This is a genomic window from Streptomyces sp. NPDC042259, assembly GCF_055582085.1.
Genome location: NZ_JBVJDW010000006.1, coordinates 130829 through 151884 on the forward strand (window position 1 = coordinate 130829; position 21056 = coordinate 151884).

17 protein-coding genes are annotated in these 21056 nt (G+C 72.8%); 10 read left to right on the forward strand and 7 right to left on the reverse strand.

From position 1 onward, the window contains the following. The first annotated feature begins 111 nt into the window (after positions 1 to 111). Together ACZ6MA_RS18340 and ACZ6MA_RS18345 are read left to right on the forward strand one after the other, a co-directional pair. Positions 112 to 1065 carry a diacylglycerol kinase gene (locus ACZ6MA_RS18340; RefSeq protein WP_469434858.1) on the forward strand — a complete coding sequence of 318 codons (954 nt, stop codon included), beginning with the start codon at positions 112 to 114 and terminating at the stop codon, positions 1063 to 1065. 45 nt (positions 1066 to 1110) lie between these two features. Further along, positions 1111 to 3939: a DEAD/DEAH box helicase gene (locus tag ACZ6MA_RS18345; RefSeq protein ID WP_469434860.1), complete on the forward strand. Its 2829-nt coding sequence runs from the start codon at positions 1111 to 1113 to the stop codon at positions 3937 to 3939. A gap of 168 nt (positions 3940 to 4107) precedes the next feature. Here the strand turns inward: ACZ6MA_RS18345 and ACZ6MA_RS18350 are convergent, their stop codons facing one another. The 3 genes from ACZ6MA_RS18350 to ACZ6MA_RS18360 form a co-directional block, all read right to left on the reverse strand. Continuing rightward, complete coding sequence (locus tag ACZ6MA_RS18350) at positions 4108 to 4734, reverse strand: hypothetical protein (protein WP_469434862.1); 627 nt, start codon at positions 4732 to 4734, stop codon at positions 4108 to 4110. Positions 4735 to 4772: 38 nt separating this feature from the next. Then, on the reverse strand, positions 4773 to 5630 hold the full coding sequence (locus ACZ6MA_RS18355; RefSeq protein WP_469434864.1) for a siderophore-interacting protein: 858 nt from the start codon (positions 5628 to 5630) through the stop codon (positions 4773 to 4775). Between the two features lie 91 nt (positions 5631 to 5721). Next, entirely contained in the window at positions 5722 to 6654 is a 933-nt protein-coding gene (locus ACZ6MA_RS18360; protein ID WP_469434865.1) for a 5'-3' exonuclease, read from the reverse strand. 283 nt (positions 6655 to 6937) lie between these two features. On the opposite strand from ACZ6MA_RS18360, the gene ACZ6MA_RS18365 reads away from it, so the two are divergent. The 3 genes from ACZ6MA_RS18365 to ACZ6MA_RS18375 all read left to right on the forward strand — a co-directional run bounded on the left by ACZ6MA_RS18365 (position 6938) and on the right by ACZ6MA_RS18375 (position 10775). Then, entirely contained in the window at positions 6938 to 8050 is a 1113-nt protein-coding gene (locus tag ACZ6MA_RS18365; RefSeq protein WP_469434866.1) for a quaternary amine ABC transporter ATP-binding protein, read from the forward strand. Then, positions 8043 to 9857: an ABC transporter permease/substrate binding protein gene (locus tag ACZ6MA_RS18370; protein WP_469434868.1), complete on the forward strand. Its 1815-nt coding sequence runs from the start codon at positions 8043 to 8045 to the stop codon at positions 9855 to 9857. The genes ACZ6MA_RS18365 and ACZ6MA_RS18370 overlap by 8 nt, the downstream gene beginning before the upstream one ends. Positions 9858 to 10034: 177 nt before the next feature. Then, positions 10035 to 10775 carry a helical backbone metal receptor gene (locus ACZ6MA_RS18375; RefSeq protein WP_469434869.1) on the forward strand — a complete coding sequence of 247 codons (741 nt, stop codon included), beginning with the start codon at positions 10035 to 10037 and terminating at the stop codon, positions 10773 to 10775. Here the strand turns inward: ACZ6MA_RS18375 and ACZ6MA_RS18380 are convergent. Then, a complete protein-coding gene (locus ACZ6MA_RS18380; RefSeq protein WP_469434871.1) occupies positions 10702 to 11862 on the reverse strand; it encodes a TDT family transporter in 1161 nt (386 codons plus the stop codon). The genes ACZ6MA_RS18375 and ACZ6MA_RS18380 overlap by 74 nt on opposite strands. Before the next feature lie 70 nt (positions 11863 to 11932). On the opposite strand from ACZ6MA_RS18380, the gene ACZ6MA_RS18385 reads away from it, so the two are divergent. Then, positions 11933 to 12880 (forward strand): LysR family transcriptional regulator, encoded by a 948-nt coding sequence (locus ACZ6MA_RS18385; protein ID WP_469434872.1) that lies wholly within the window; start codon positions 11933 to 11935, stop codon positions 12878 to 12880. A gap of 19 nt (positions 12881 to 12899) precedes the next feature. On the opposite strand, the gene ACZ6MA_RS18390 is transcribed toward ACZ6MA_RS18385, so the two are convergent. From ACZ6MA_RS18390 to ACZ6MA_RS18400, 3 genes are all read right to left on the reverse strand, one after another. Then, the gene (locus tag ACZ6MA_RS18390; RefSeq protein WP_469434874.1) at positions 12900 to 13610 is read right to left on the reverse strand and encodes a gamma-glutamyl-gamma-aminobutyrate hydrolase family protein; all 711 of its coding nucleotides are present in this window, start codon (positions 13608 to 13610) and stop codon (positions 12900 to 12902) included. A 47-nt stretch (positions 13611 to 13657) separates the two neighbouring features. Further along, on the reverse strand, positions 13658 to 15130 hold the full coding sequence (eat, locus tag ACZ6MA_RS18395) for an ethanolamine permease (RefSeq protein WP_469434875.1): 1473 nt from the start codon (positions 15128 to 15130) through the stop codon (positions 13658 to 13660). 104 nt (positions 15131 to 15234) lie between these two features. After that, the gene (locus ACZ6MA_RS18400) at positions 15235 to 15984 is read right to left on the reverse strand and encodes a FadR/GntR family transcriptional regulator (RefSeq protein ID WP_469434877.1); all 750 of its coding nucleotides are present in this window, start codon (positions 15982 to 15984) and stop codon (positions 15235 to 15237) included. 72 nt (positions 15985 to 16056) lie between these two features. Here ACZ6MA_RS18400 and ACZ6MA_RS18405 point away from each other — a divergent pair, with 72 nt between their 5' ends. The 4 genes from ACZ6MA_RS18405 to ACZ6MA_RS18420 all read left to right on the forward strand — a co-directional run bounded on the left by ACZ6MA_RS18405 (position 16057) and on the right by ACZ6MA_RS18420 (position 20979). Then, positions 16057 to 17424 carry a glutamine synthetase family protein gene (locus ACZ6MA_RS18405; RefSeq protein ID WP_469434878.1) on the forward strand — a complete coding sequence of 456 codons (1368 nt, stop codon included), beginning with the start codon at positions 16057 to 16059 and terminating at the stop codon, positions 17422 to 17424. 66 nt (positions 17425 to 17490) lie between these two features. Then, positions 17491 to 18846, forward strand: coding sequence for an aldehyde dehydrogenase family protein (locus tag ACZ6MA_RS18410; protein WP_469434879.1), 1356 nt, complete (start codon positions 17491 to 17493; stop codon positions 18844 to 18846). A 3-nt stretch (positions 18847 to 18849) separates the two neighbouring features. After that, a complete protein-coding gene (locus tag ACZ6MA_RS18415) occupies positions 18850 to 19635 on the forward strand; it encodes a 3-oxoacyl-ACP reductase (protein WP_469434881.1) in 786 nt (261 codons plus the stop codon). Between the two features lie 75 nt (positions 19636 to 19710). Continuing rightward, positions 19711 to 20979 (forward strand): HAD family hydrolase, encoded by a 1269-nt coding sequence (locus ACZ6MA_RS18420; RefSeq protein ID WP_469434882.1) that lies wholly within the window; start codon positions 19711 to 19713, stop codon positions 20977 to 20979. The last annotated feature ends 77 nt before the right edge of the window (positions 20980 to 21056 follow it).

A 21056-nucleotide genomic window follows, 5' to 3' on the forward strand; every position in this document is an offset into this window, starting at 1 on the left:
GCCGCGGGGCGGTCGCCAGGACGGCGACCGCCCCGCGGCGTTCGCGCGCCCGGGCCGTACGATCTCGGCCGGCCGGTGTGCGGGCCGCCGGCCGGCCGGTAGTGTCCCGGCGTGACCAGCGACATCACGCTCTTCGTCAACCCCACGGCGGGCCGCGGCCGGGGCGCCCGCGCCACGCGGCCCGCCGCCCGGGTGCTCCGCGACGCCGGCTTCGCCGTCCGTACCGTGCTGGGGGAGGACGCGCCGGACGCCCTGCGGCGGGCCCGGCGGGCGGTCGAGGCCGGTACCGGCGCGCTGATAGCCGTCGGCGGGGACGGCATGGTCTCGCTCGCCCTCCAGGCCGTCGCCGGGACCGGGACCCCCTTCGGCGTGGTGGCCGTCGGCACCGGCAACGACTTCGCCCGCACGTGCGGCCTGCCCGTCCGCGACCCCGAGGCGGCGGCCCGGCTCATCGCCGACGCACTCAAGGGGGACGGCGGACGGCCCGTCGACCTCGGCAGGGTGGTGCGGGGGGACGGCCGCGGGGAGACGGGCACGGCGGCGGGCACCTGGTTCGGCACCGTCCTCGCCTCCGGCTTCGACTCCCGGGTCAACGACCGGGGCAACCGCATGCGCCTGCCGGTCGGACGGCTGCGGTACGACGTGGCGGTGCTGGCCGAGCTGGCGGCGCTGCGAGCCCTGCCGTACCGGATCCGCTTCGACGACGGGCCGTGGCGGCAGGTGGCGGCGACCTTGATCGCGGTCGGCAACGGCGCCTCGTACGGCGGCGGCATGCGGATCTGCGGGGACGCGCGCATGGACGACGGCCTCTTCGACATCACGATCGTCGGCCCGTGCAGCCGCTCGACCCTGCTGAGGGTCTTCCCCCGGGTCTACAAGGGCACCCACCTCGACCATCCCCGGGTGAGCGTGCACCGGGCGGCGAAGGTGACGCTGGAAGCCGTCCCCGGGAGCGGCCCGGGAGACGACGGCGGCACCGGGTACGCCGACGGCGAGCCGCTCGGGCCGCTGCCGCTCACCGCCGAGACGGTGCCCGCGGCCGTGCGGCTGCTGGGAGCTCGATAAAGATCGGGTGCGCTGTCAGGGGTCCCCGGTAGGCTCGTACACAAGATGACCGACGACACCATGTCCCCTGCTGAGCGCTACGCCCTGTCGCGTGTGCGCGCCGCCGAGCAGGCCACCGCGCTCGCCCCCTTCCGCGAGATGTACGACTTCGAGCTCGACCCCTTCCAGATAGAGGCCTGCCGGGCCCTGGAAGCCGGAAAGGGAGTGCTGGTCGCGGCGCCGACCGGCTCCGGCAAGACCATCGTGGGCGAGTTCGCCGTCCACCTGGCCCTGTCCCAGGGCCGCAAGTGCTTCTACACCACCCCCATCAAGGCGCTGTCGAACCAGAAGTACAGCGATCTCGTCAAGCGCTACGGCACCGGCAAGGTCGGCCTGCTCACCGGCGACAACAGCGTCAACGCCGACGCCCCGGTGCTCGTCATGACCACCGAAGTGCTGCGCAACATGCTCTACGCCGGCTCCCCGGCGCTGACCGGCCTCGGCCACGTGGTCATGGACGAGGTGCACTACCTCTCCGACCGCTTCCGCGGCGCCGTCTGGGAGGAGGTCATCATCCACCTCCCCGAGTCGGTGACGCTGGTCTCCCTGTCGGCCACCGTCTCCAACGCCGAGGAGTTCGGCGACTGGCTGGACACGGTGCGCGGCGACACCGAGGTGATCGTCTCCGAGGAGCGGCCCGTCCCCCTCTGGCAGCACGTGCTGGCCGGCCGGCGGATGTACGACCTCTTCGAGGAGGAGACGGACCACGGCGGCCGCGGCGCCGCCCGCCGCGAGGTCAACCCCGACCTGCTGCGCATGGCCCGCATGGAGAACAGCCGCACCTACAACCCGCGTGAGCGCCGCCGCGGCAAGATGGTGCGCGAGGCCGACCGCGAGCGGGAGCGCCGCCAGCGCGGCCGGATCTGGACACCCGGCCGCCCCGAGGTCATCGAGCGGCTCGACGCCGAGGGCCTGCTGCCCGCCATCACCTTCATCTTCAGCCGCGCGGCCTGCGAGGCGGCCGTACAGCAGTGCCTGTACGCGGGCCTGCGGCTCAACGACGACGCGGCACGGGCCAGGGTCAGGGAGATCGTCGAGGAGCGCACGGCCGCCATCCCCGACGAGGACCTGCACGTCCTGGGGTACTTCGAGTGGCTGGAGGGCCTGGAGCGGGGCATCGCCGCGCACCACGCGGGCATGCTGCCGACCTTCAAGGAGGTCGTCGAGGAACTCTTCGTCAAGGGCCTGGTCAAGGCCGTCTTCGCCACCGAGACCCTCGCCCTCGGCATCAACATGCCCGCCCGCACCGTCGTGCTGGAGAAGCTCGTCAAGTGGAACGGCGAGCAGCACGCCGACATCACCCCCGGCGAGTACACCCAGCTGACCGGCCGCGCCGGACGGCGCGGCATCGACATCGAGGGCCACGCGGTCGTGCTGTGGCAGCGCGCCATGGACCCCGACGCGCTCGCGGGCCTCGCCGGTACGCGCACCTACCCCCTGCGCTCCAGCTTCAAGCCGTCGTACAACATGGCGGTCAACCTCGTCTCGCAGTTCGGCCGGCACCGTTCGCGGGAGCTGCTGGAGACCTCCTTCGCGCAGTTCCAGGCCGACAAGTCGGTCGTCGGGATCTCCCGCCAGGTGCAGAAGAACGAGGAGGGCCTCGCCGGATACCGGGAGGCCATCGAGTGCCACCTCGGTGACTTCGAGGAGTACGCGCGGCTGCGCCGCGAGCTGAAGGACCGCGAGACGGAGCTGGCCAAGCAGGGCGCCAACCAGCGGCGGGCCGCCGCGGCGGCCGCGCTGGAGAAGCTCAAGCCCGGCGACGTCATCCACGTCCCCACCGGCAAGTTCGCGGGCCTGGCCCTGGTGCTGGATCCCGGTCTGCCCGCCGGGCGCACCGACCCCCGCCGCGGCTACGACCCGTACGACGGGCCGCGCCCGCTCGTCCTCACCGCCGAGCGGCAGGTCAAGCGGCTCGCCGCGATCGACTTCCCGGTGCCGGTCGAGGCGCTGGAGCGGATGCGGGTGCCCAAGTCCTTCAACCCGCGCAGCCCGCAGTCGCGGCGCGACCTGGCTTCCGCGCTGCGCACGAAGGCCGGGCACATCGAGCCCGACCGGCACCGCAAGCAGCGCTCCGCCGCCGCCGACGACACCGAGATCACCCGGCTGCGCACGGCCCTGCGCGCCCACCCCTGCCACGGGTGCGACGAGCGGGAGGACCACGCCCGCTGGGCCGAGCGCTACCACCGGCTGCAGCGCGACACCCGCCAGCTGGAACGGCGCATCCAGGGCCGGACGAACACCATCGCCCGCACCTTCGACCGCATCTGCGCGCTGCTGACCGACCTCGGTTATCTGCGTGCCGACGAGGTGACCGAGGACGGCCGCAGACTGGCGCGGCTCTACGGCGAGCTGGACCTGCTGGCGTCCGAGTGCCTGCGGGACGGTGTCTGGGACGGTCTGGGGCCGGCCGAGCTGGCGGCCTGTGCCTCGGCGCTGGTGTACGAGGCCCGCGCGGCCGACGACGCGGTGGCGCCGAAGCTGCCCACGGGCGCGGCGAAGGACGCCCTCGCCGAGATGGTCCGGATCTGGGGCCGGCTGGACGCCCTGGAGGAGGAGCACCGCATCAACCAGGCCGAGGGCGTCGGCCAGCGCGAGCCCGATCTCGGCTTCGCCTGGCCCGCGTACCGGTGGGCGTCGGGGCACGGGCTGGACGAGGTGCTCCGCGAGATCGAGATGCCGGCGGGCGACTTCGTGCGCTGGACCAAGCAGCTGATCGACGTCCTCGGCCAGATCGCCGCGGCGGCCCCGCAGGGCAGCCCGGTCGCGCGCAACGCGCGCAAGGCGGTGGAGGGGCTGCTGCGGGGGGTTGTCGCGTACTCGTCGGTGGGGTAGCCGGCGGTCTTTTCGCCTGCGGGCCGGTTTTGCCGCCTGCGGCGGCGGGCGCCCTGCGGGCGCGTCCTCAATCGCCGGACGGGCTGGTTTTGGCTGACCTCAGCCGAATCAAGCCCGTCCGGCGATTGAGGACTACCGCCGCGCAGCGGTGGTGCCGCACCGCGAGGGTCACCGCGTCGGGCGAAAACCCCGTCGGCGCCGGGCCAAGGCATACGTGCCGGCGGCGGCCAGTACGGCGGCGGCGGCGCTCACGCCGGCCACCGTGCCGATGCCGTAGCCGTCTTCGTCCTCGTCGGCGCCCTCGTCCTCGTCGTCGCTCCCGGCGCTCAGCGCCGTCTCGCTGGTCTTGTCCTTGGCCTCGTCGTAGTCCTGGGGGCCGGCGCAGAACGCGCGGTTGCCGGGGTCCATTTCGGGCACCACGGTCAGGTCGACGGTGTCCACGGCCTCGCCCTGGCCGTGGTCCTTCAGCTCCACCGGATACGTGCCGGGCTTGATGTCGCAGAGCACCATGCCCCGCCCCGCGGCGCGGGGCGTGCCGTCCTTGCCTTCCCGGAACTCCTCCGCCTTCAGCTTGACGGGTTCGACGAAGGCGGGGGACTCCAGCGTCACATAGCCCTTCTCGTCGTCGAGCGTGCCCTCTTCGATCGTCACGACGAACTCGGCCTCCCGGCCGCGCTGGGTGGGATCGCTGGTCGAGACGGTCCAGTAGGGGTCCTCCGCCGAGGCGACCGCGGCGGTGGTGAGGACGAGGGCCGCGGCGGCCACGCTCGTAAGGGCTATCCGGACACGCTTCATGCGCTGAGGATATCCGTGGCCGCGCGGCGCTCCCGTGTTCAGGAGCCGGAGGCGGCGGCCCCGGCCTCCTGTTCCGCCTCCACCTGCTGGTTCCACTCGCGCTTCGAGGCCTGCCAGCCGTCCTCGTCGTGACCACGCCGCCAGTAGCCGGAGATGGACAGCCGCTCGCGCGGCACCTCGCGCTCCAGACGCAGATGGCGGCGCAGCTCCTTCACGAAGCCCGCCTCGCCGTGCACGAAGGCCTGTACCTCGCCGGGCGGGAACGCGAGCGCGCGCACGGCCTTGACGAGGGCCTCGCCGACGGGGGCCGCGCCGCGGTGCAGCCAGGTGATCTCGACGCCGTCGGGGAGGGCCGGCTGCTGCTCGTCGCTCGCGTCCGTGACCTCGACGAACGCGACGACCTGGGCGCCTTGGGGCATCCGCTCCAACGCGGCGGCGATCGCCGGCAGCGCGCTCTCGTCGCCGGCCAGCAGATGCCAGTCGGCGGCCGGGTCGGGGGAGTAGGCGCCGCCGGGGCCGAGGAAGAAGATCTCCGTGCCCGGCCGGGCGCCCGCGGCCCAGGGGCCGGCCAGGCCCTCGTCGCCGTGGATCACGAAGTCGACCGCCAGCTCGCGGGCGGCCGGGTCCCAGGAGCGCACGGTGTAGGTGCGGGTGCTGGGCCACTGGTCACGGGGGAGGTCGCGGCGGATGACCTCCATGTCGAACGGCTCGGGGTAGGTGACGCCCGGGACGGGGAAGAGCAGCTTGACGTAGTGGTCGGTGTGCTCGCCGGCGGTGAAGTCCGCGAGCCCCTCGCCGCCCATGACCACACGCACCATATGAGGGGTCAGCCGCTCGGTGCGGAGCACACGCGCGCGGTGGAGCATCGGCTTCTTGCGAACGGGACGGTCTGCCATGGCTGTCTCCCCTGAACACTGCTAAGTAAGGTTCACCTAACCTAACAGCTCTCCCGGTGGAAAACCGGCCGGAACGGTCGGGAAAGGGCGCTCAGCGGGTGAGGGTGGTGACCAGCCGCTGCAGGGCGCCGCCCAGGCCCCACCGCTCCGCGAGGGCGAGCAGCGCCTCCGGGTCGCGGGGCACGGACGGCAACCGGGGGTCGAAGGGCGCCAGCGTCACTTCGGAGGCGACGCGCACCACCTTCGGTGCCACCGCCAGATACGGGCGCGCCTCGTCCAGCCGCTTGCGCTGGGTGGGGGTGAGTCTGGCCGCCGGGTCGTCGACCGCCGCCATGATCCCGGCCAGGTCGCCGTAGGCGGCCAGCAGCTTCGCGGCCGTCTTCTCGCCGATCCCCGGCACGCCCGGCAGCCCGTCACTGGGGTCGCCGCGCAGCAGCGCCAGATCGGCGTAGCCGGGGCCGTCCACCCCGTACTTCTCCCGCAGCAGCGCCTCGTCCACGATCTGGAGCGTGCCGACGCCCTTGAGCGGGTACAGCACCCGCACTCCGCGCCGGTCGTCGACGAGCTGATAGAGATCGCGGTCGCCGGTGACGATGTCCACCGGGCCCTTCGCCCGCCCGGCGAGTGTGCCGATCACATCGTCGGCCTCGTATCCGAGCGCGCCCACCCGGGCGATGCCCAGGGCGTCGAGCACGCTGTCGATGATCGGCACCTGGGGGGAGAGGGTGTCGGGGATCTCCTCCTCGTCCGGCGCGCCGGTGAGTTCCTCCGCGACCCGGTGCGCCTTGTACGACGGGATCAGCTCGACCCGCCACTCCGGCCGCCAGTCGAAGTCCATGCACGCCACGAGGTCGTCCGGGTGGTGGTCCTGGACGAGCCGGGCGATGAAGTCCAGCAGACCGCGCACCGCGTTCACCGGGGTGCCGTCGGGGGCGCGGACCGAGTCCGGCACCCCGAAATAGGCGCGGAAGTACAGGGAGGCGGTGTCGAGGAGCATCAGGCGTCGCGTCACGGGGTCGATCATGCCGCACACCTGTGACAGCCGTCGGCAGGCCCACCGTCGCCCCACCGGCCCCGCCCGTCCCGACAGAAATCGAATGTGAGCCCGATCACTGTTCGGTTTGCGGTGAATGCTCCTGGGCAGGCGCGGCATCGGAGCGGACCCCGTCGCACCGTGACTCCACGGCGCCCGGGCGCCGTGACAGGCCCGGTCCGATACCGCGCCGCTCCACGGCCCGTCACCCGCTCGTCCGGGAACGCCCCACCGGGGGCGGCGGACCGTCACGCGTTCAACCCGAGAGGTGTATGTGTCCAGGCTGCACGTCGAGCACTTGTACAAAGTGTTCGGCAAACGACCCGAAGCCGCCGTGAAGCGGCTCGAAGACGGCGCGAGCCGCGACGAGCTGCGCGCCGACGGCACCACCGCGGCGGTCATCGACGCGTCGTTCGACGTCGAGGCGGGTCAGATCTTCGTGGTCATGGGCCTCTCGGGCTCCGGCAAGTCCACGCTGCTGCGCATGCTCAACGGACTGCTGGAACCGACCGCCGGACGCGTGCTCTTCGACGATCAGGACCTGACGGCGCTGTCCCCGGCCGAGCTGCGCTCGGTCCGCTCCCGGAAGATCAGCATGGTCTTCCAGCACTTCGCCCTCTTCCCGCACCGCAGTGTGCTGGAGAACGCGGCCTACGGCCTGGAGGTGCAGGGCGTGCCCCGCGCGGAGCGCGAGCGGCGCGCCACCGAGGCCCTGGAACTCACCGGCCTCAAGGGCTGGGAGACCTCCTGGCCCGACGAGCTGTCCGGCGGAATGCAGCAGCGCGTGGGCCTCGCCCGCGCGCTCGCCACCGACGCCGACCTGCTGCTGATGGACGAGTCCTTCAGCGCCCTCGACCCGCTGATCCGCCGGGACATGCAGGACCAGCTGCTGGAGCTGCAGACACGGCTGAAGAAGACCATCGTCTTCATCACCCACGACCTCAACGAGGCCATGCGCCTCGGCGACCGGATCGCGGTCATGCGCGACGGCCGGATCGTGCAGAACGGCACCGCCGAGGACATCCTCGTGCGCCCCGCCAACGACTACGTCGCCTCCTTCATCCAGGACGTGGACCGCTCCCGGGTCCTCACCGCCGGATCGATCATGGACCGGCCGGGCACCGCCCTGGCGGCCGACGGCACCACCCGCACCGCGCAGGACGTCCTCGACGCCGCGCCCGCGACGGTGGACGCCGACACGCCCGTCGCCGAGCTGTTCACCCCCTTCTCGCACAGCGGTGACGCGGTCGCCGTGACCGACGCCGACGGCACGCTCACCGGGGTCGTCACCCGCGACCGGATGCTGGCCGCGCTCGGCGAGCAGCCGCGCGGACCCGAAGCGCCCCTTGCGCGGGAGTCCGAGGCGGAGGTGACGGCCGGTGCCTAGGATCAACCTCGGTGACGGCGTCGAGAACGCCGTCGACTGGCTCCAGAACCACCTGGACTGGCTGTTCGACTTCATCAACACCGTCCTGACCGGGATGTACGACGGCGTCGAGTCGGTGCTCGGCGCGCCGCACGCGCTGCTCATGGCCGGCATCCTGGCCGTCGTCGCCTGCTGGCTGCGCGGCCTGCTCGCCGGTGTGTGCACCTTCGCCGGTATGGCGCTCATCGACTCCTTCGGGCTGTGGGACGAGGCGATGGCGACCCTGTCGCTCGTGCTCGTCGCCAGCGTCATCACGTTGCTGGCCGCCGTGCCGCTGGGCATCTGGGCGGCGCGCAGCCGCACCGTGAGCGGTGTGCTGCGGCCCGTGCTGGACGTCATGCAGACGATGCCGGCCTTCGTCTATCTGATCCCCGGCGTGATGTTCTTCTCCATCGGGCCCATCCCGGGTCTGATCGCGACCATCGTCTTCTCGATGCCGCCCGGCGTCCGGATGACCGAACTGGGCATCCGGCAGGTCGACGAAGAACTCGTCGAGGCCGCCCGCGCCTTCGGCACCACCCCGCGCGACACCCTCACCCGGGTGCAGCTGCCTCTCGCCCTGCCCACGATCATGGCGGGCGTCAACCAGGTCATCATGCTGGCGCTGTCCATGGTCGTCATCGCCGGCATGGCGGGCGCCGGCGGCCTCGGCGAGTCCGTGTACGCGGCCGTGACCCAGGTCCAGATCGGTGCCGGTGTCGAGAGTGGTCTCGCCGTCGTCGTCCTCGCCATGTACCTGGACCGGATGACCGGCGCGCTCGGCCAGCGGGTCTCCCCGATCGGCCGCCGGGCCGCCGCCAAGGCGGCCGCGTCGGTGCGGGGTCTGGCCTTCCTGCGCTACCGGCCCGGTACGGCGGTCGCCACCGTCGGCATCGTGGTCCTCGCGCTCGTCGCCGGCGGTATGAACCTCACCCACGGCGACGACCGCCAGACCACCGCGAGCGGTCCGGACGTCGGCCGGGGCAAGCAGATCAAGCTCGGCTACTTCCCCTGGGACGAGGCCGTCGCCACCACCTACCTCTGGCAGAACATCCTGGAGGACCGGGGCTACAAGCCGACCGTCCAGCAGCTCGACCCCGGGCCGCTGTACACCGCGCTCGCCCAGGGCCAGATGGACGTGCAGCTCGACTCCTGGCTGCCCACGACCCACCAGCAGTACATGGACCGCTACCGCGACAAGCTCACCGACCTCGGTGCCTGGTACGGCCCGACGTCGCTGGAGCTGGCCGTCCCCGAGTACGTCGACGGCGTCGACTCGCTGGAGGACCTCAAGGGCAAGGGCGGCCGGTTCGGCGGGAAGATCGTCGGCATCGAGTCCAGCGCCGGGATGATGGGCACGCTGAACGACAAGGTGATGGGCGCCTACGGCCTGGGCGGCGAGTACAAGGTGCTCTCGTCCTCCACCTCCTCGATGCTCGCCGGGCTGGACCGGGCGTACAAGAAGCGGGAACCGATCGTCACCACCCTGTGGTCCCCGCACTGGGCCTACGGGAAGTACAAGCTGAAGAAGCTCAAGGACCCCAAGGGTGCCTGGGGCAAGGGCGAGGAGCTCCACGCCGTCGCCAAGAAGGACTTCGGCGCGGACTTCCCCGACGTCACCCGGTGGCTGAAGAAGTTCAAGATGTCCGAGAAGGACCTCGCCTCGCTGGAGGTCGAGCTCCAGAACGGCGGCAAGGGCAAGGAGAAGGAATCCGCCCGCCGCTGGATGGACAAGAACCCCGGCACGGTCGACAAGCTCGCACCCGTCGCCTCCGGCGCGGTGTCGTAACCGGTCGTCTTGCCGCCTGCGGGCCGTCTTGCCGCCTGCGGCGGCGGGCGCCCTGCGGGCGCGTCCACAATCGCCGGACGGGCTGCTGTGCTCTGTCCTCAATCGCCGGACGGGCGCGATCCAAGCCTGTCCGGCGATTCAGGACCACAGCGGCTCGTACGGACGTACGGTAGGCGGATGGCCGGTCGCAGCGCCGTACGGCGTGTCGTCTCCCTCGTCCCCTCCCTCACCGAGGCCGTGGCCGCCGGTGCGCCCGAGCTGCTCGTCGGGGCCACCGACTGGTGCGAGCACCCGGCCGGGCTCGACGTCGTACGGATCGGGGGCACCAAGAACCCCGACCTGGGCCGGATCGCCGCCCTCGCGCCCGACCTCGTCATCGCCAACGAGGAGGAGAACCGTGCCCCCGACCTCGGCGCCCTGCGCGCCGCCGGGCTGGAGGTGCTGGTCACCGAAGTGCGGTCGCTGGACCAGGCGTTCCGAGAGCTTGAGCGGGTGCTGGTGCGCGGCTGCGGGCTCGCCCGGCCCGCGTGGCTGGGCGACGCCGAGGACGCGTGGCGGGACGTGACCGCCACGACCCCGCCCCGCCGGGCGGTGGTGCCGGTGTGGCGGCGGCCGTGGATGGTCCTCGGCCGGGACACCTTCGCGGGCGACGTGCTCGCCCGGCTCGGTGTGCAGCACCTCTACGCCCGGCACGGCGAGCGCTACCCGCGCGTCCCGCTGGAGGAGCTGAACGCCTGCGGCGCCGACCTCGTCGTCCTGCCCGACGAGCCGTACCGCTTCCATGCCGGCGACGGCCCGGAAGCGTTCCCCGGGCTGCCGTGCGCGCTGGTCAGCGGGCGTCATCTCACCTGGTACGGGCCGTCGTTGGCCCGGGCGCCGCAAGTGCTGGGGCAGGCGCTCGCAGCAGCCGGCCGCTGAACAGCCCGCGCAGCGTGCCCGACGCGGCGACGGCCCACGCCACGACGAGCAGGGCGTAGAGCCCGGCCGCCAGGCAGGAGAAGGCGGTCAGTCCCGTGTGGCGGGCGAGCCCCGCGGCACCCGTCACACAGGTGCCGACGGGGAAGGTGAAGCCCCACCAGGTCATCGTGAAGCGCATCCCGCCCCGGAAGGCGCGGACCGCCATCGCCGTGGCGAACGCGAACCACAGCAGCGCGAAGCCCGTCACCGGGACGCCGTAGAGCACGGCGAAGGACGCCGCCGCGCGGGCGTGGGGCGCGGCGACGGCACCGGGGGCCACATCGGCGAGATGGCCCACCGCGGTCGTCGACTGGCCCAGCGGGCCGAGCACGAGGAACAGCGTCGGCGTCAGGGCGAGCGGCAGCGGGCCGTGGTGCACGAGCCGGCCGACGACGGTCGGCAGCATGACCAGGACGGCCAGCAGGCTCATGCCGAACAGCGCGTAACACCCCAGCAGCATCGCCTCCCGCCATTGCCCGGCCGGCAGCCGCGGCACCAGGGCCGGGCCGAGCGCGGCGGAGACCATGGGCGCGACGACGGGCAGCAGCCACACGGGGGAGACGCTGCCCGGCGTCGGCGCGTGCCGGGTCACCATCAGATACGGGATGCCCGCCGCGGCGGCCAGCCCGATCACCGTGCCGACCGTCCAGAGCACCGCGTCGGCGGCCACGGCCGCCCCTTCGCCGATCACGCCCGCCCCCACCGAGAGCGTGGCGCCGCCGACGGCGAGCAGCGCCATCGCCACACAGCCGTAGAACGGGGCGACGGCGGGATCCGCCAGCTGCCGTCTGGCCTGATCGGCATGCCGCCCCCAGTGCGCGGCCCGTGCGACGAGCAGCACGAGAAGGGCCAGCGCGGACAGCCCCCACACCGCCTCCAGCGCCCCGCGCAGGCCGGGCACCCGCCCGGGCAGCGCCGCCCCGGCCCCCGCGACGATCGCGGTGCCCATCACGGCGGCGTACCAGTTCGGCCCGAGGTGCCGGACTCCCGGGCGGGCGGCCCGGGGCGGGGCGAGCGGTACGGGGCGCGGGGGCGTGAGCGTGGTCATGGGTCCACGGTGGGGCCGGACGGGAGCGGCCACCAGGGACCACGGACCTATGGGGGCATAAAGTGGGCTTATGAGCGAGAGGGCTGTGGGGGCCGTGCCGCCCGCCGTCGGGGCAGCGCGCGGGATGCTCGCGCACCGGGTGCCGGACCTCGGGGCGCTGGAGCTGCTGCTCGCCGTGGCGCGGCTGGGGAGCCTCGGACGGGCGGCCCGGGAGCTGGGCATCACCCAGCCGGCCGCCAGCAGCCGGGTGCGGACCATGGAGCGGATGCTCGGCGTCGCGCTCGTCGAGCGGTCGCCGCGCGGCTCACGGCTGACGGATGCCGGGGCGCTCGTCACCGACTGGGCCCGGAGGATCGTGGAGGCGGCCGAGGCCTTCGACGCCGGGGCGCAGGCGCTGCGGGGCCGCCGGGACTCGCGGCTGCGGGTGGCGGCCAGCATGACCATCGCGGAGTACCTGCTGCCGGGCTGGCTGATCGCCCTGCGGGCGAAGCGGCCCGGCACGGCGGTCTCGCTGCTCGCCGGGAACTCGTCGGCCGTCGCCGAGCGGCTGCTGGCCGCGGAGGCCGACCTCGGATTCGTCGAGGGCCTGGCCGTGCCGCCCGGCCTGGACGGGGCGGTCATCGGTCACGACCGGCTCGTGGTCGTCACCGCGCCGGGCCACCCGTGGGCCCGCCGCCGCGCCCCGCTCGACGCGGCGGAACTGGCGGCGACGGCGCTGATCCTCCGCGAGCGCGGCTCGGGCACCCGGCAGGTCCTGGACGCCGCGCTGGCCTCGTACGGGGGTGTGGCCCGGCCGCTGCTGGAGCTGACCTCCACGACCGCCGCGAAGGCGGCCGTGGTCAGCGGCGCCGGCCCCTCGGTCCTCAGCGAACTGGCCGTCGGCGAGGAGCTGGCGGCCCGCCGGCTGGTGGAGATCCCCGTCCCGGGCGTCGGCCTCCGCCGCGACCTGCGCGCCGTCTGGCCCACCGGCCACCGCCCCACGGGCCCGGCCCGGGACCTGCTGGGGCTGACGCGCTGAGCCGCCGGCGTCCCGCGGCTCAGCCCCGGCGCGCCGCGGCCGCCACCAACGCCTCGATCAGACGCAGGTCCTCCCGGGCCTCCGGGTGCCACTGGATGCCCACCCGGAAGGACGCGCCGGGGTACTCCAGGGCCTCGATCGTGCCGTCCTCGGCGTGGGCCGTGGCGACGAGGCCCGCACCGAGGCGGTCCACCGCCTGGTGGTGATGGGTGGCCACCTCGCACCGCTCGGGCAGCAGCGTGCCGGTGCGGGTGCCCGGCGCCGGTGTGACCGGGTGGGCGGTGAAGACACCCGCCACCGGGTTGTGGTCCTCGTGGCCCACCTCGTCCGGCAGGTGCTGGGTGAGCGTGCCGCCCGCGTGGACGTTCATCAGCTGCATGCCCCGGCAGATGCCGAGCACCGGCACGTCCTGTTCCAGCGCGGCGGCCAGCAGCGCCAGTTCCCAGCGGTCCCGCTCGGGCACGGGGGCGCCCGCGCGGGGGTGCGGGGCCCTGCCGTACAGCGCCGGGTCCAGGTCCTCCCCGCCGGCGAGGACCAGGCCGTCCAGGCGCCGGAGCACCGCGCCGGCGGTGGCCGGGTCGCCGGGCGGCAGCATGACGGCCAGGCCGCCGGCCCGCTGGACGTAGGCGGGGTAGTCGGCCGGGAGCAGCGCCGCCGGGAGGTCCCACGCCACCCCCCAGCGGGCTCGTGTGAGATACGTGGTGACACCGATCAGCGGCTGGCTGTCCACCGTTCTTCCTCCCCTCTCCCCGCGTACGTCCGTACGCGGTGGCGTGATCACTCGCGGGCCAACTCTGCCTCGGCCGCGGCCAGCGCGGCGAATTCCTCCTCGGGGGCGCTCGCCACCAGCCGGTGCCGGCTGTAGCAGGCGAAGTAGCCCGCGGCCACGGCGTACACGCCCAGCGCGATGACCGCCGCGGTGACGTCCACCAGGAAGGTGGCCACCAGCGCCGAACAGGCCAGTACGAAGGCGGTCGTCGAGGTGAGGACCCCGCCGGGGGTGCGGTACGGGCGGGCGAGGCCGGGCTCGCGGCGGCGGAGCACGAGGTGCGACAGCGACATCAGGGCGTAGGAGATGGTGGCGCCGAAGACGGCGACGTTGAGCATCCGGGCCCCGTCGCCGCTCGCCGCGGCCAGCGTGAAACCGAGCGCACCGGGCACCAGCAGGCCGAGGTAGGGGGCCTTGCGACGGCTGGTGAGGGAGAGGAAACGGGGGAGGTAGCCGGCCCGGGAGAGGGCGAAGAGCTGCCGGGAACCGGCGTAGATGAGGGAGAAGAAGGAGGCCACGAGCCCGGCCAGCCCCGCGTAGTTGACGACGCGGCCCAGTGCGGTGGGGTGCCCGTCGTCCTGGAGCGCGGCGACCAGCGGATTGCCCGCGTCCTTCATGGCGTCGGCGCCGCCCGCGCCCGTGGCGGCGAGGAAGGTGAGCAGGGCGAGGAGCAGCAGGATGCCCATGGCGGTGGCCATGGCGCGCGGCAGGGTGCGCGCGGGGTCCTTGGTCTCCTCGGCGGCCAGCGGCACGCCCTCGACCCCCAGGAAGAACCACATGCCGAACGGGAAGGCCGCCCAGATGCCCAGCAGTCCGAACGGCAGCCAGGAGGAGGCGCCGAACGCGTCCGGGTCGACGGGGATGTCGTGCAGCCGCCCGGCGTCGAAGTCGGTGAACGCCCCGGCCGCGAAGACCAGCAGCGCGGCGACGGCGATGCCGGTCACCACGAAGCTGAACCGCAGCGCCTCGCCGACGCCCCACAGATGGATGCCGATGAAGAGGACGAAGCACGCCAGGTACACCGGCCAGCCCGACGTGAGGCCGAACAGGTGCAGCGACTCGACGTAGTCGCCGATGAAGAGGGAGATCGCGGCGGGCGCGAGGACGTACTCGATGAGGATCGCGGTGCCGGTGAGGAAGCCGCCCCAGGGGCCGAGCGCACGGCGGGCGAAGCCGTAACCGCCGCCGGCGGTGGGCAGGATGGACGCCAGCTCGGCCAGGGCGAAGACCATGCAGGTGTACATCAGGCCCATCAGGACGGCGGCGATGGCGAGTCCGCCGAACCCCCCTTGCGCGAGGCCGAAGTTCCAGCCGGAGAAGTCACCGGAGACGACGTACGCCACGCCCAGACCGGTGAGCAGCAGCGGGCCCGCACTGCCCCGGCGCAGGGCGCGCTTGTCCAGATAGGCCCGGGAGTCGGCGGAGCCCTTCCCGGGCGGGGCGGGGGGCGGTGCGCTGGGTGACTCCGTGCGATCGGCCATGAGCCGCTCCTGCCTCGGGGGTAAAGGTTTTGCGCCATACCTTTGCCGTGGCGTCGGCCGAAAAGCAACCCCCTTGCGTAAAACGCTGGTTACCAGCGCGTTACTCAGCCGAGAAATCCCCGCAGAAGGGCCGCCGTGCCGCAGCAGTGCTCCCGCATCACCTCGCGCGCCCCGTCCGCGTCCCCGTCCAGGACCGCCTCGACCAGCGCGGTGTGCTGCGTCTGCGAGTGCTCCAGGTTGCGCACCAACAAGGGGATGCGGTCCAGCAGATCGTTGACGGACGCCCGGACCGCCGCGTACTGGGCGGCGAGGGAGGGCGAGCCGGACAGTTCGGCGAGCGTCAGGTGCAGCATCGTGTCCAGCCGGCGGTACTCCGCGAGCGGGGCGTCGTGGGTGGCGTCCAGCGCCGCGCGCAGCCGGGCGCCCTGCTCGTCGGACAGCCCGTGCGCGGCGCACAGCCCGGCCGCCCCCACCTCCAGGACCTCGCGGAAGCGCAGCGTGTCCTCGACGTCCACCGCCGCCACTCCCCGCCGCGGCTCCCGCGCGCCGGCCGCGGCCGGCGCCGCCGCGCGGTCGAGGACGAACGTGCCGCCGTACCGGCCGCGCCGGCTCTCCACCAGCCCCTGGTCCTGGAGCACCTTCAGCACCTCGCGCAGCGTCACCCGGCTGATCCGCAGCCGCTCGGCCAACTCGCGCTCGGCGGGCAGCCGTTCGCCGTGCGCGACCAGGCCCAGCCGCACGATCTGGAGTATCTGCTCCAAGGCCTCCTCGAAGCCGTTGCCCGCGCGGACCGGCCGCAGCACCGGCGCCAGCCGGTCCACGCCGCTTCCGCCCGTCCCGTCCGTCGAGTTCATGAAGCCCCTTTCCAACCAATGGTCTACGGGCCTACCTTAAGACCTCCGGTCGCACCGACAGGAGGCAACACTGTGGCAGACCGCACGCCCCCGCTCGCCGTCGAGGAGCTGCGCATGCTCGTCGACCGCGGGGAGATCGACACTGTCGTCCTCGCCTTCACCGATATGCAAGGAAGGCTTCAGGGCAAGCGGTTCGCGGCCCGGTACTTCCTCGACCAGGCCCTCGAGCACGGCACCGAGGGATGCAACTACCTCCTCGCCGTGGACGTCGACCTCAACACCGTCCCCGGCTACGCGATGTCGTCCTGGGAACGCGGCTACGGCGACTTCGCCATGCACGCCGACCGCACCACCCTGCGTCTGGCCCCCTGGAACCCCGGCACCGCGCTCGTCACCGCCGACCTCGCCTGGCACGACGGCTCACCCGTCCTCGCCTCCCCCCGGCAGATCCTGCGCGGCCAGCTCGACCGGCTCGCCGAACGCGGCTGGAAGGCCTACGCGGGCACCGAGCTGGAATTCCTCGTCTTCAAGGACACCTACGAGGAGGCGTGGGGCCGCGGCTACCGCGGCATGACCCCCGCCAACCAGTACAACGCCGACTACTCCGTCCTCGGCACCGGCCGCGTCGAGCCGCTGCTGCGCCGCATCCGCAACGAGATGGGCGCGGCCGGCATGACGGTGGAGTCCGCGAAGGGCGAGTGCAATCTCGGCCAGCACGAGATCGTCTTCGTCTACGACGACGCCCTGACCACCTGCGACCAGCACTCCGTCTACAAGACCGGAGCCAAGGAGATCGCCGCCCAGGAGGGCATGGCGCTCACCTTCATGGCCAAGTACGACGAGCGCGAGGGCAACTCCTGCCACATCCACCTCTCGCTGCGCGACGAGACGGGCGCACCCGTCCTGGCCGACGACAACGGCCCGTACGGCATGTCGAAGACCATGCGGCACTTCCTCGCCGGACAGCTCGCCGCCCTGCGCGACTTCACCCTGCTGTACGCGCCGAACATCAACTCCTACAAGCGCTTCCGCCCCGGCTCCTTCGCGCCCACCGCCGTCGCCTGGGGCCCGGACAACCGCACCTGCGCCCTGCGCGTCGTCGGCCACGGCCCCGCGCACCGGTTCGAGAACCGGCTGCCCGGCGGTGACGTGAACCCCTACCTCGCCGTCGCGGGCATGGTCGCCGCCGGCCTGTACGGCGTCGAGAACGAACTGGAGCTGCCCGAGGCGTGCACCGGCAACGCCTACACCGGCGACACCCCCCAGGTGCCGACGACACTGCGCGAGGCCGCCGAACTGTGGGGCGCCAGCCCCATAGCGCGCGCCGCGTTCGGTGACGAGGTGGTCGAGCACTACCTCCACATGGCACGCGTCGAGCAGCGGGCCTACGACGCGGCCGTCACGGACTGGGAGCGGTTCCGCTCCTTCGAGCGCATGTAGCCGCGCGCGGCGCACCACGGTGACACCGGCCGCCCCACGGCGGAGCGAACGATCAGGAGCGTTACGTTGCACGACATCATCAATCCGGCGACCGAAGAGGTCATCGCCACCGTCTCCGCCACCACCCGGGAGGACGTCGACACCGCCGTGGCACGCGCCGCCAGGGCCCAGGCCGGATGGGCGGCGCTCGCCCCCGGCGACCGGGCCCGGCAGCTGCGCCGCTTCGCCGCCGTCGTCGACGGACACATCGAGGAGCTGGCGCTGCTGGAGGTCCGGGAGGCCGGACACCCCATCGGCAACGCCCGCTGGGAGGCGGGCAACGTCCGTGACCTGCTCGACTACGCCGCCGGCGGCGTCGAGCGGCTCACCGGCAGCCAGATCCCCGTCGCCGGCGGGCTGAACGTCACCTTCCACGAACCGCTCGGCGTCATCGCCGTCATCGCCCCGTGGAACTTCCCGATGCCCATCGCCGCCTGGGGCCTGGCTCCCGCGCTCGCCGCGGGCAACGCCGTCCTCCTCAAACCGGCCGAGACCACCCCGCTCACCGCCCTGCGGCTGGCCGACCTCGCCCTGACGGCCGGGCTGCCCGAGGGACTCCTGCAAGTCCTCCCCGGAGACGGGCCCGTCGTGGGCGACGCCCTCGTGGAGCACCCCGGCATCGCCAAGGTCGTCTTCACCGGCTCCACCGCCGTCGGCAAACAGATCATGGCCAAATGCGCGGCGAACGTGAAACGCCTGACCCTCGAACTCGGCGGCAAGAACCCCAACATCGTCTTCGCCGACGCCGACATCGAACTGGCAGCAGCGAGCACCCCCGGCTCGTTTCTCGACAACACCGGCCAGGACTGCTGCGCCCGCAGCCGCGTCCTCGTGCAGCGAAGCGTCTACGACCGCTTCATGGAGCTGCTGGAGCCCGCGGTGAAGTCCTTCGTCGTCGGCGACCCGGAGGACCCGTCCACCCAGATGGGCCCGCTCGTCTCGGCCGCGCACCGCGAGCGCGTACGGTCCTTCGTGCCCGAGTCCGCGCCTGCGGCGATCCGCGGCGAGGCCCCCACGGGCAAGGGCTTCTGGTACCCGGCGACCGTCCTGGAGGGCTCCCCCGACGACCGCGTGGCCGTCGAGGAGGTCTTCGGGCCCGTGGCCGTGGTGCTGCCCTTCGAGGACGAGGCGGACGCGGTACGGATCGCCAACGCCACCCCGTACGGGCTGTCCGGATCGATCTGGACCCGGGACGTGGGCCGGGCCGTCCGTGTCTCGCGGGGGGTCGCCGCGGGCAACCTCTCCGTCAACTCCCACAGCAGCGTCCGCTACTGGACGCCGTTCGGCGGCTTCAAACAGTCCGGCCTCGGCCGGGAACTGGGGCCCGACGCGCCGGCCGCCTTCACCGAGACCAAGAACGTCTTCATCAGCACCGAGGAGTAACAAGTGACCGACCGGACCCCCGTCTGCCGCCGACTCGTCGGCCGCACCGCCGTCATCACCGGAGCCGGCAGCGGCATCGGCCTGGCCACGGCCCGACGACTCGCCGCCGAGGGCGCCGCCGTCGTCTGCGCCGACATCGACGAGACGGCCGGCAAGGCCGCCGCCGCCGAGGTCGGCGGACTCTTCGTCAAGGTGAACGTGACCGACCCCGAGGAGGTCGAGGCGCTCTTCAAGACCGCCTACGACACCTACGGCTCGGTCGACATCGCCTTCAACAACGCCGGCATCTCGCCCCCCGACGACGACTCCATCCTCACCACCGGGCTCGACGCCTGGAAGCGCGTCCAGGAGGTCAACCTGACCTCCGTCTACCTCTGCTGCAAGGCGGCGCTCCCCTATATGCGGCGCCAGGGCAAGGGCTCCATCATCAACACCGCCTCCTTCGTCGCCCGGATGGGCGCCGCCACCTCACAGATCAGCTACACCGCCTCCAAGGGCGGCGTGCTGGCCATGTCCCGCGAGCTGGGGGTGCAGTTCGCCCGCGAGGGCATCCGCGTCAACGCCCTGTGCCCGGGCCCGGTCAACACCCCGCTGCTCAAGGAACTCTTCGCCAAGGACCCCGAGCGGGCCGCGCGCCGGCTGGTGCACGTCCCCGTGGGCCGGTTCGCCGAGCCCGAGGAGATCGCCGCAGCCGTGGCCTTCCTCGCGAGCGACGACTCGTCCTTCGTGAACGCCGCCGACTTCCTTGTCGACGGTGGCATCGCGGGCGCCTACGTCACCCCGCTGTAAGGTCCATGATCAGTACCGGGACCGTCCGTCCGGCCGGTCCCGGTGTGTCCTGCCCCCATGCGCCAATGAGGACGTATGCGTAACAAGCACGCCATAGTCATCGGTCTCGCGATCACCGCGGCCCTCACCGCCCCGGTGCCCGCCACCGCCGCGGCCCCCGCGCCCGCCGCGCGGTCGCACTGCCCGCAGCTCGACAAGAACATCACATGGTTCGGCGACAACCGCGCCAAGCTCCAGAAGATGATCGACGAGCGCGGCACCTGCTCGGGCAAGGGCGGCCCCCGCCCCGTCGCCGCCTTCGACTGGGACAACACCGTCGTCAAGAACGACATCACCGATGCCACGCTCGCCTGGGCCCTCAAGCACGACAGGATCCTGCGGCCGAAGAGCTGGAAGGACACCAGCGTCTGGCTCACCCCGGCCGCCGACAAGGCGCTCACCAAGGCGTGCGGCACGTCCGTACCGGTCGGCAAACCGCTGCGCACCTCGAAGAACACCGCCTGCGCCGACGAGATCTTCGAGATCCGGGAGAAGTCGCAGACCATGAGCGGCGCGGCCGCCTTCGCCGGCGACTGGAACCACCGGCGCACGGTGCCCGCCTACGCCTGGATCCCGCAGCTGTTCAGCGGCCACACCCCCGCCGCGCTGACCTCCTTCGCCAGGAAGGCACGCGCCGAACAGCTCGCCGCGCCCATCGGGGCGAAGCAGACCGTCGGCACCCACACCATCGCCGGCTACGTCCGCTACTACGACCAGCAGAAGGACCTGATCCGCACGCTCAAGAAGGCCGGCTTCGACGTCTACATCGTCTCCGCCTCCAGCGAGCCGATCGCCGAGGCGTGGTCCGGCGGTGTCGGGCTCGACCGCCGGCACACCATCGGCATCCGCAGCGTCCTCGACCACGGCCGCCTCACCCCCGGCATCAAGGGCTGCGGCGGCGTCGCGGACGGCCCCGGCGGGGCACTGCCGTACATGGACGGCAAGCGCTGCATGATCAACCAGGAGATCTTCAAGATCAAGGGCGCCAAGGCCTGGAAGCAGCAGGACCACGCGCACCGTATCGCGCTCGGCGCCGGTGACGCCGACACCGACGTGACGTTCGTGAACGACGCCACCGGCGCCCACCTCGCCATCAACCGCAACAAGGCCGAGCTGATGTGCCGCGCCTTCGACAACGCGGACGGCCGCTGGGTGGCCAACCCGATGTTCATCGAGCCCATGCCGCGCAAGTCCGGCGACTACCCGTGCGCGACCACCGGCGCCACCCACGAGGACGGCACGCACGGCCCCGTGCTCCGCGCCGACGGCTCGGTCATCCCCGACCAGCCGGACCGGGCGTACTGAGCGAACGGCACTTCACCACCAGGCGGTGGGGGCCGGCGTCGAGTGACGCCGGCCCCCACCGCTCGTCACCGGACGAA

What these genes read in the sequence shown, in the direction of transcription:
- ACZ6MA_RS18400 (WP_469434877.1), bottom strand. Translation starts at nt 15,984, where the DNA reads ATGAACTCGACGGACGGGACGGGCGGAAGCGGCGTGGACCGGCTGGCG.
- ACZ6MA_RS18360 (WP_469434865.1), bottom strand. Translation starts at nt 6,654, where the DNA reads ATGATCGACCCCGTGACGCGACGCCTGATGCTCCTCGACACCGCCTCC.
- ACZ6MA_RS18345 (WP_469434860.1), top strand. Translation starts at nt 1,111, where the DNA reads ATGACCGACGACACCATGTCCCCTGCTGAGCGCTACGCCCTGTCGCGT.
- ACZ6MA_RS18380 (WP_469434871.1), bottom strand. Translation starts at nt 11,862, where the DNA reads ATGACCACGCTCACGCCCCCGCGCCCCGTACCGCTCGCCCCGCCCCGG.
- eat (WP_469434875.1), bottom strand. Translation starts at nt 15,130, where the DNA reads ATGGCCGATCGCACGGAGTCACCCAGCGCACCGCCCCCCGCCCCGCCC.
- ACZ6MA_RS18385 (WP_469434872.1), top strand. Translation starts at nt 11,933, where the DNA reads ATGAGCGAGAGGGCTGTGGGGGCCGTGCCGCCCGCCGTCGGGGCAGCG.
- ACZ6MA_RS18350 (WP_469434862.1), bottom strand. Translation starts at nt 4,734, where the DNA reads ATGAAGCGTGTCCGGATAGCCCTTACGAGCGTGGCCGCCGCGGCCCTC.
- ACZ6MA_RS18420 (WP_469434882.1), top strand. Translation starts at nt 19,711, where the DNA reads ATGCGTAACAAGCACGCCATAGTCATCGGTCTCGCGATCACCGCGGCC.
- ACZ6MA_RS18375 (WP_469434869.1), top strand. Translation starts at nt 10,035, where the DNA reads ATGGCCGGTCGCAGCGCCGTACGGCGTGTCGTCTCCCTCGTCCCCTCC.
- ACZ6MA_RS18355 (WP_469434864.1), bottom strand. Translation starts at nt 5,630, where the DNA reads ATGGCAGACCGTCCCGTTCGCAAGAAGCCGATGCTCCACCGCGCGCGT.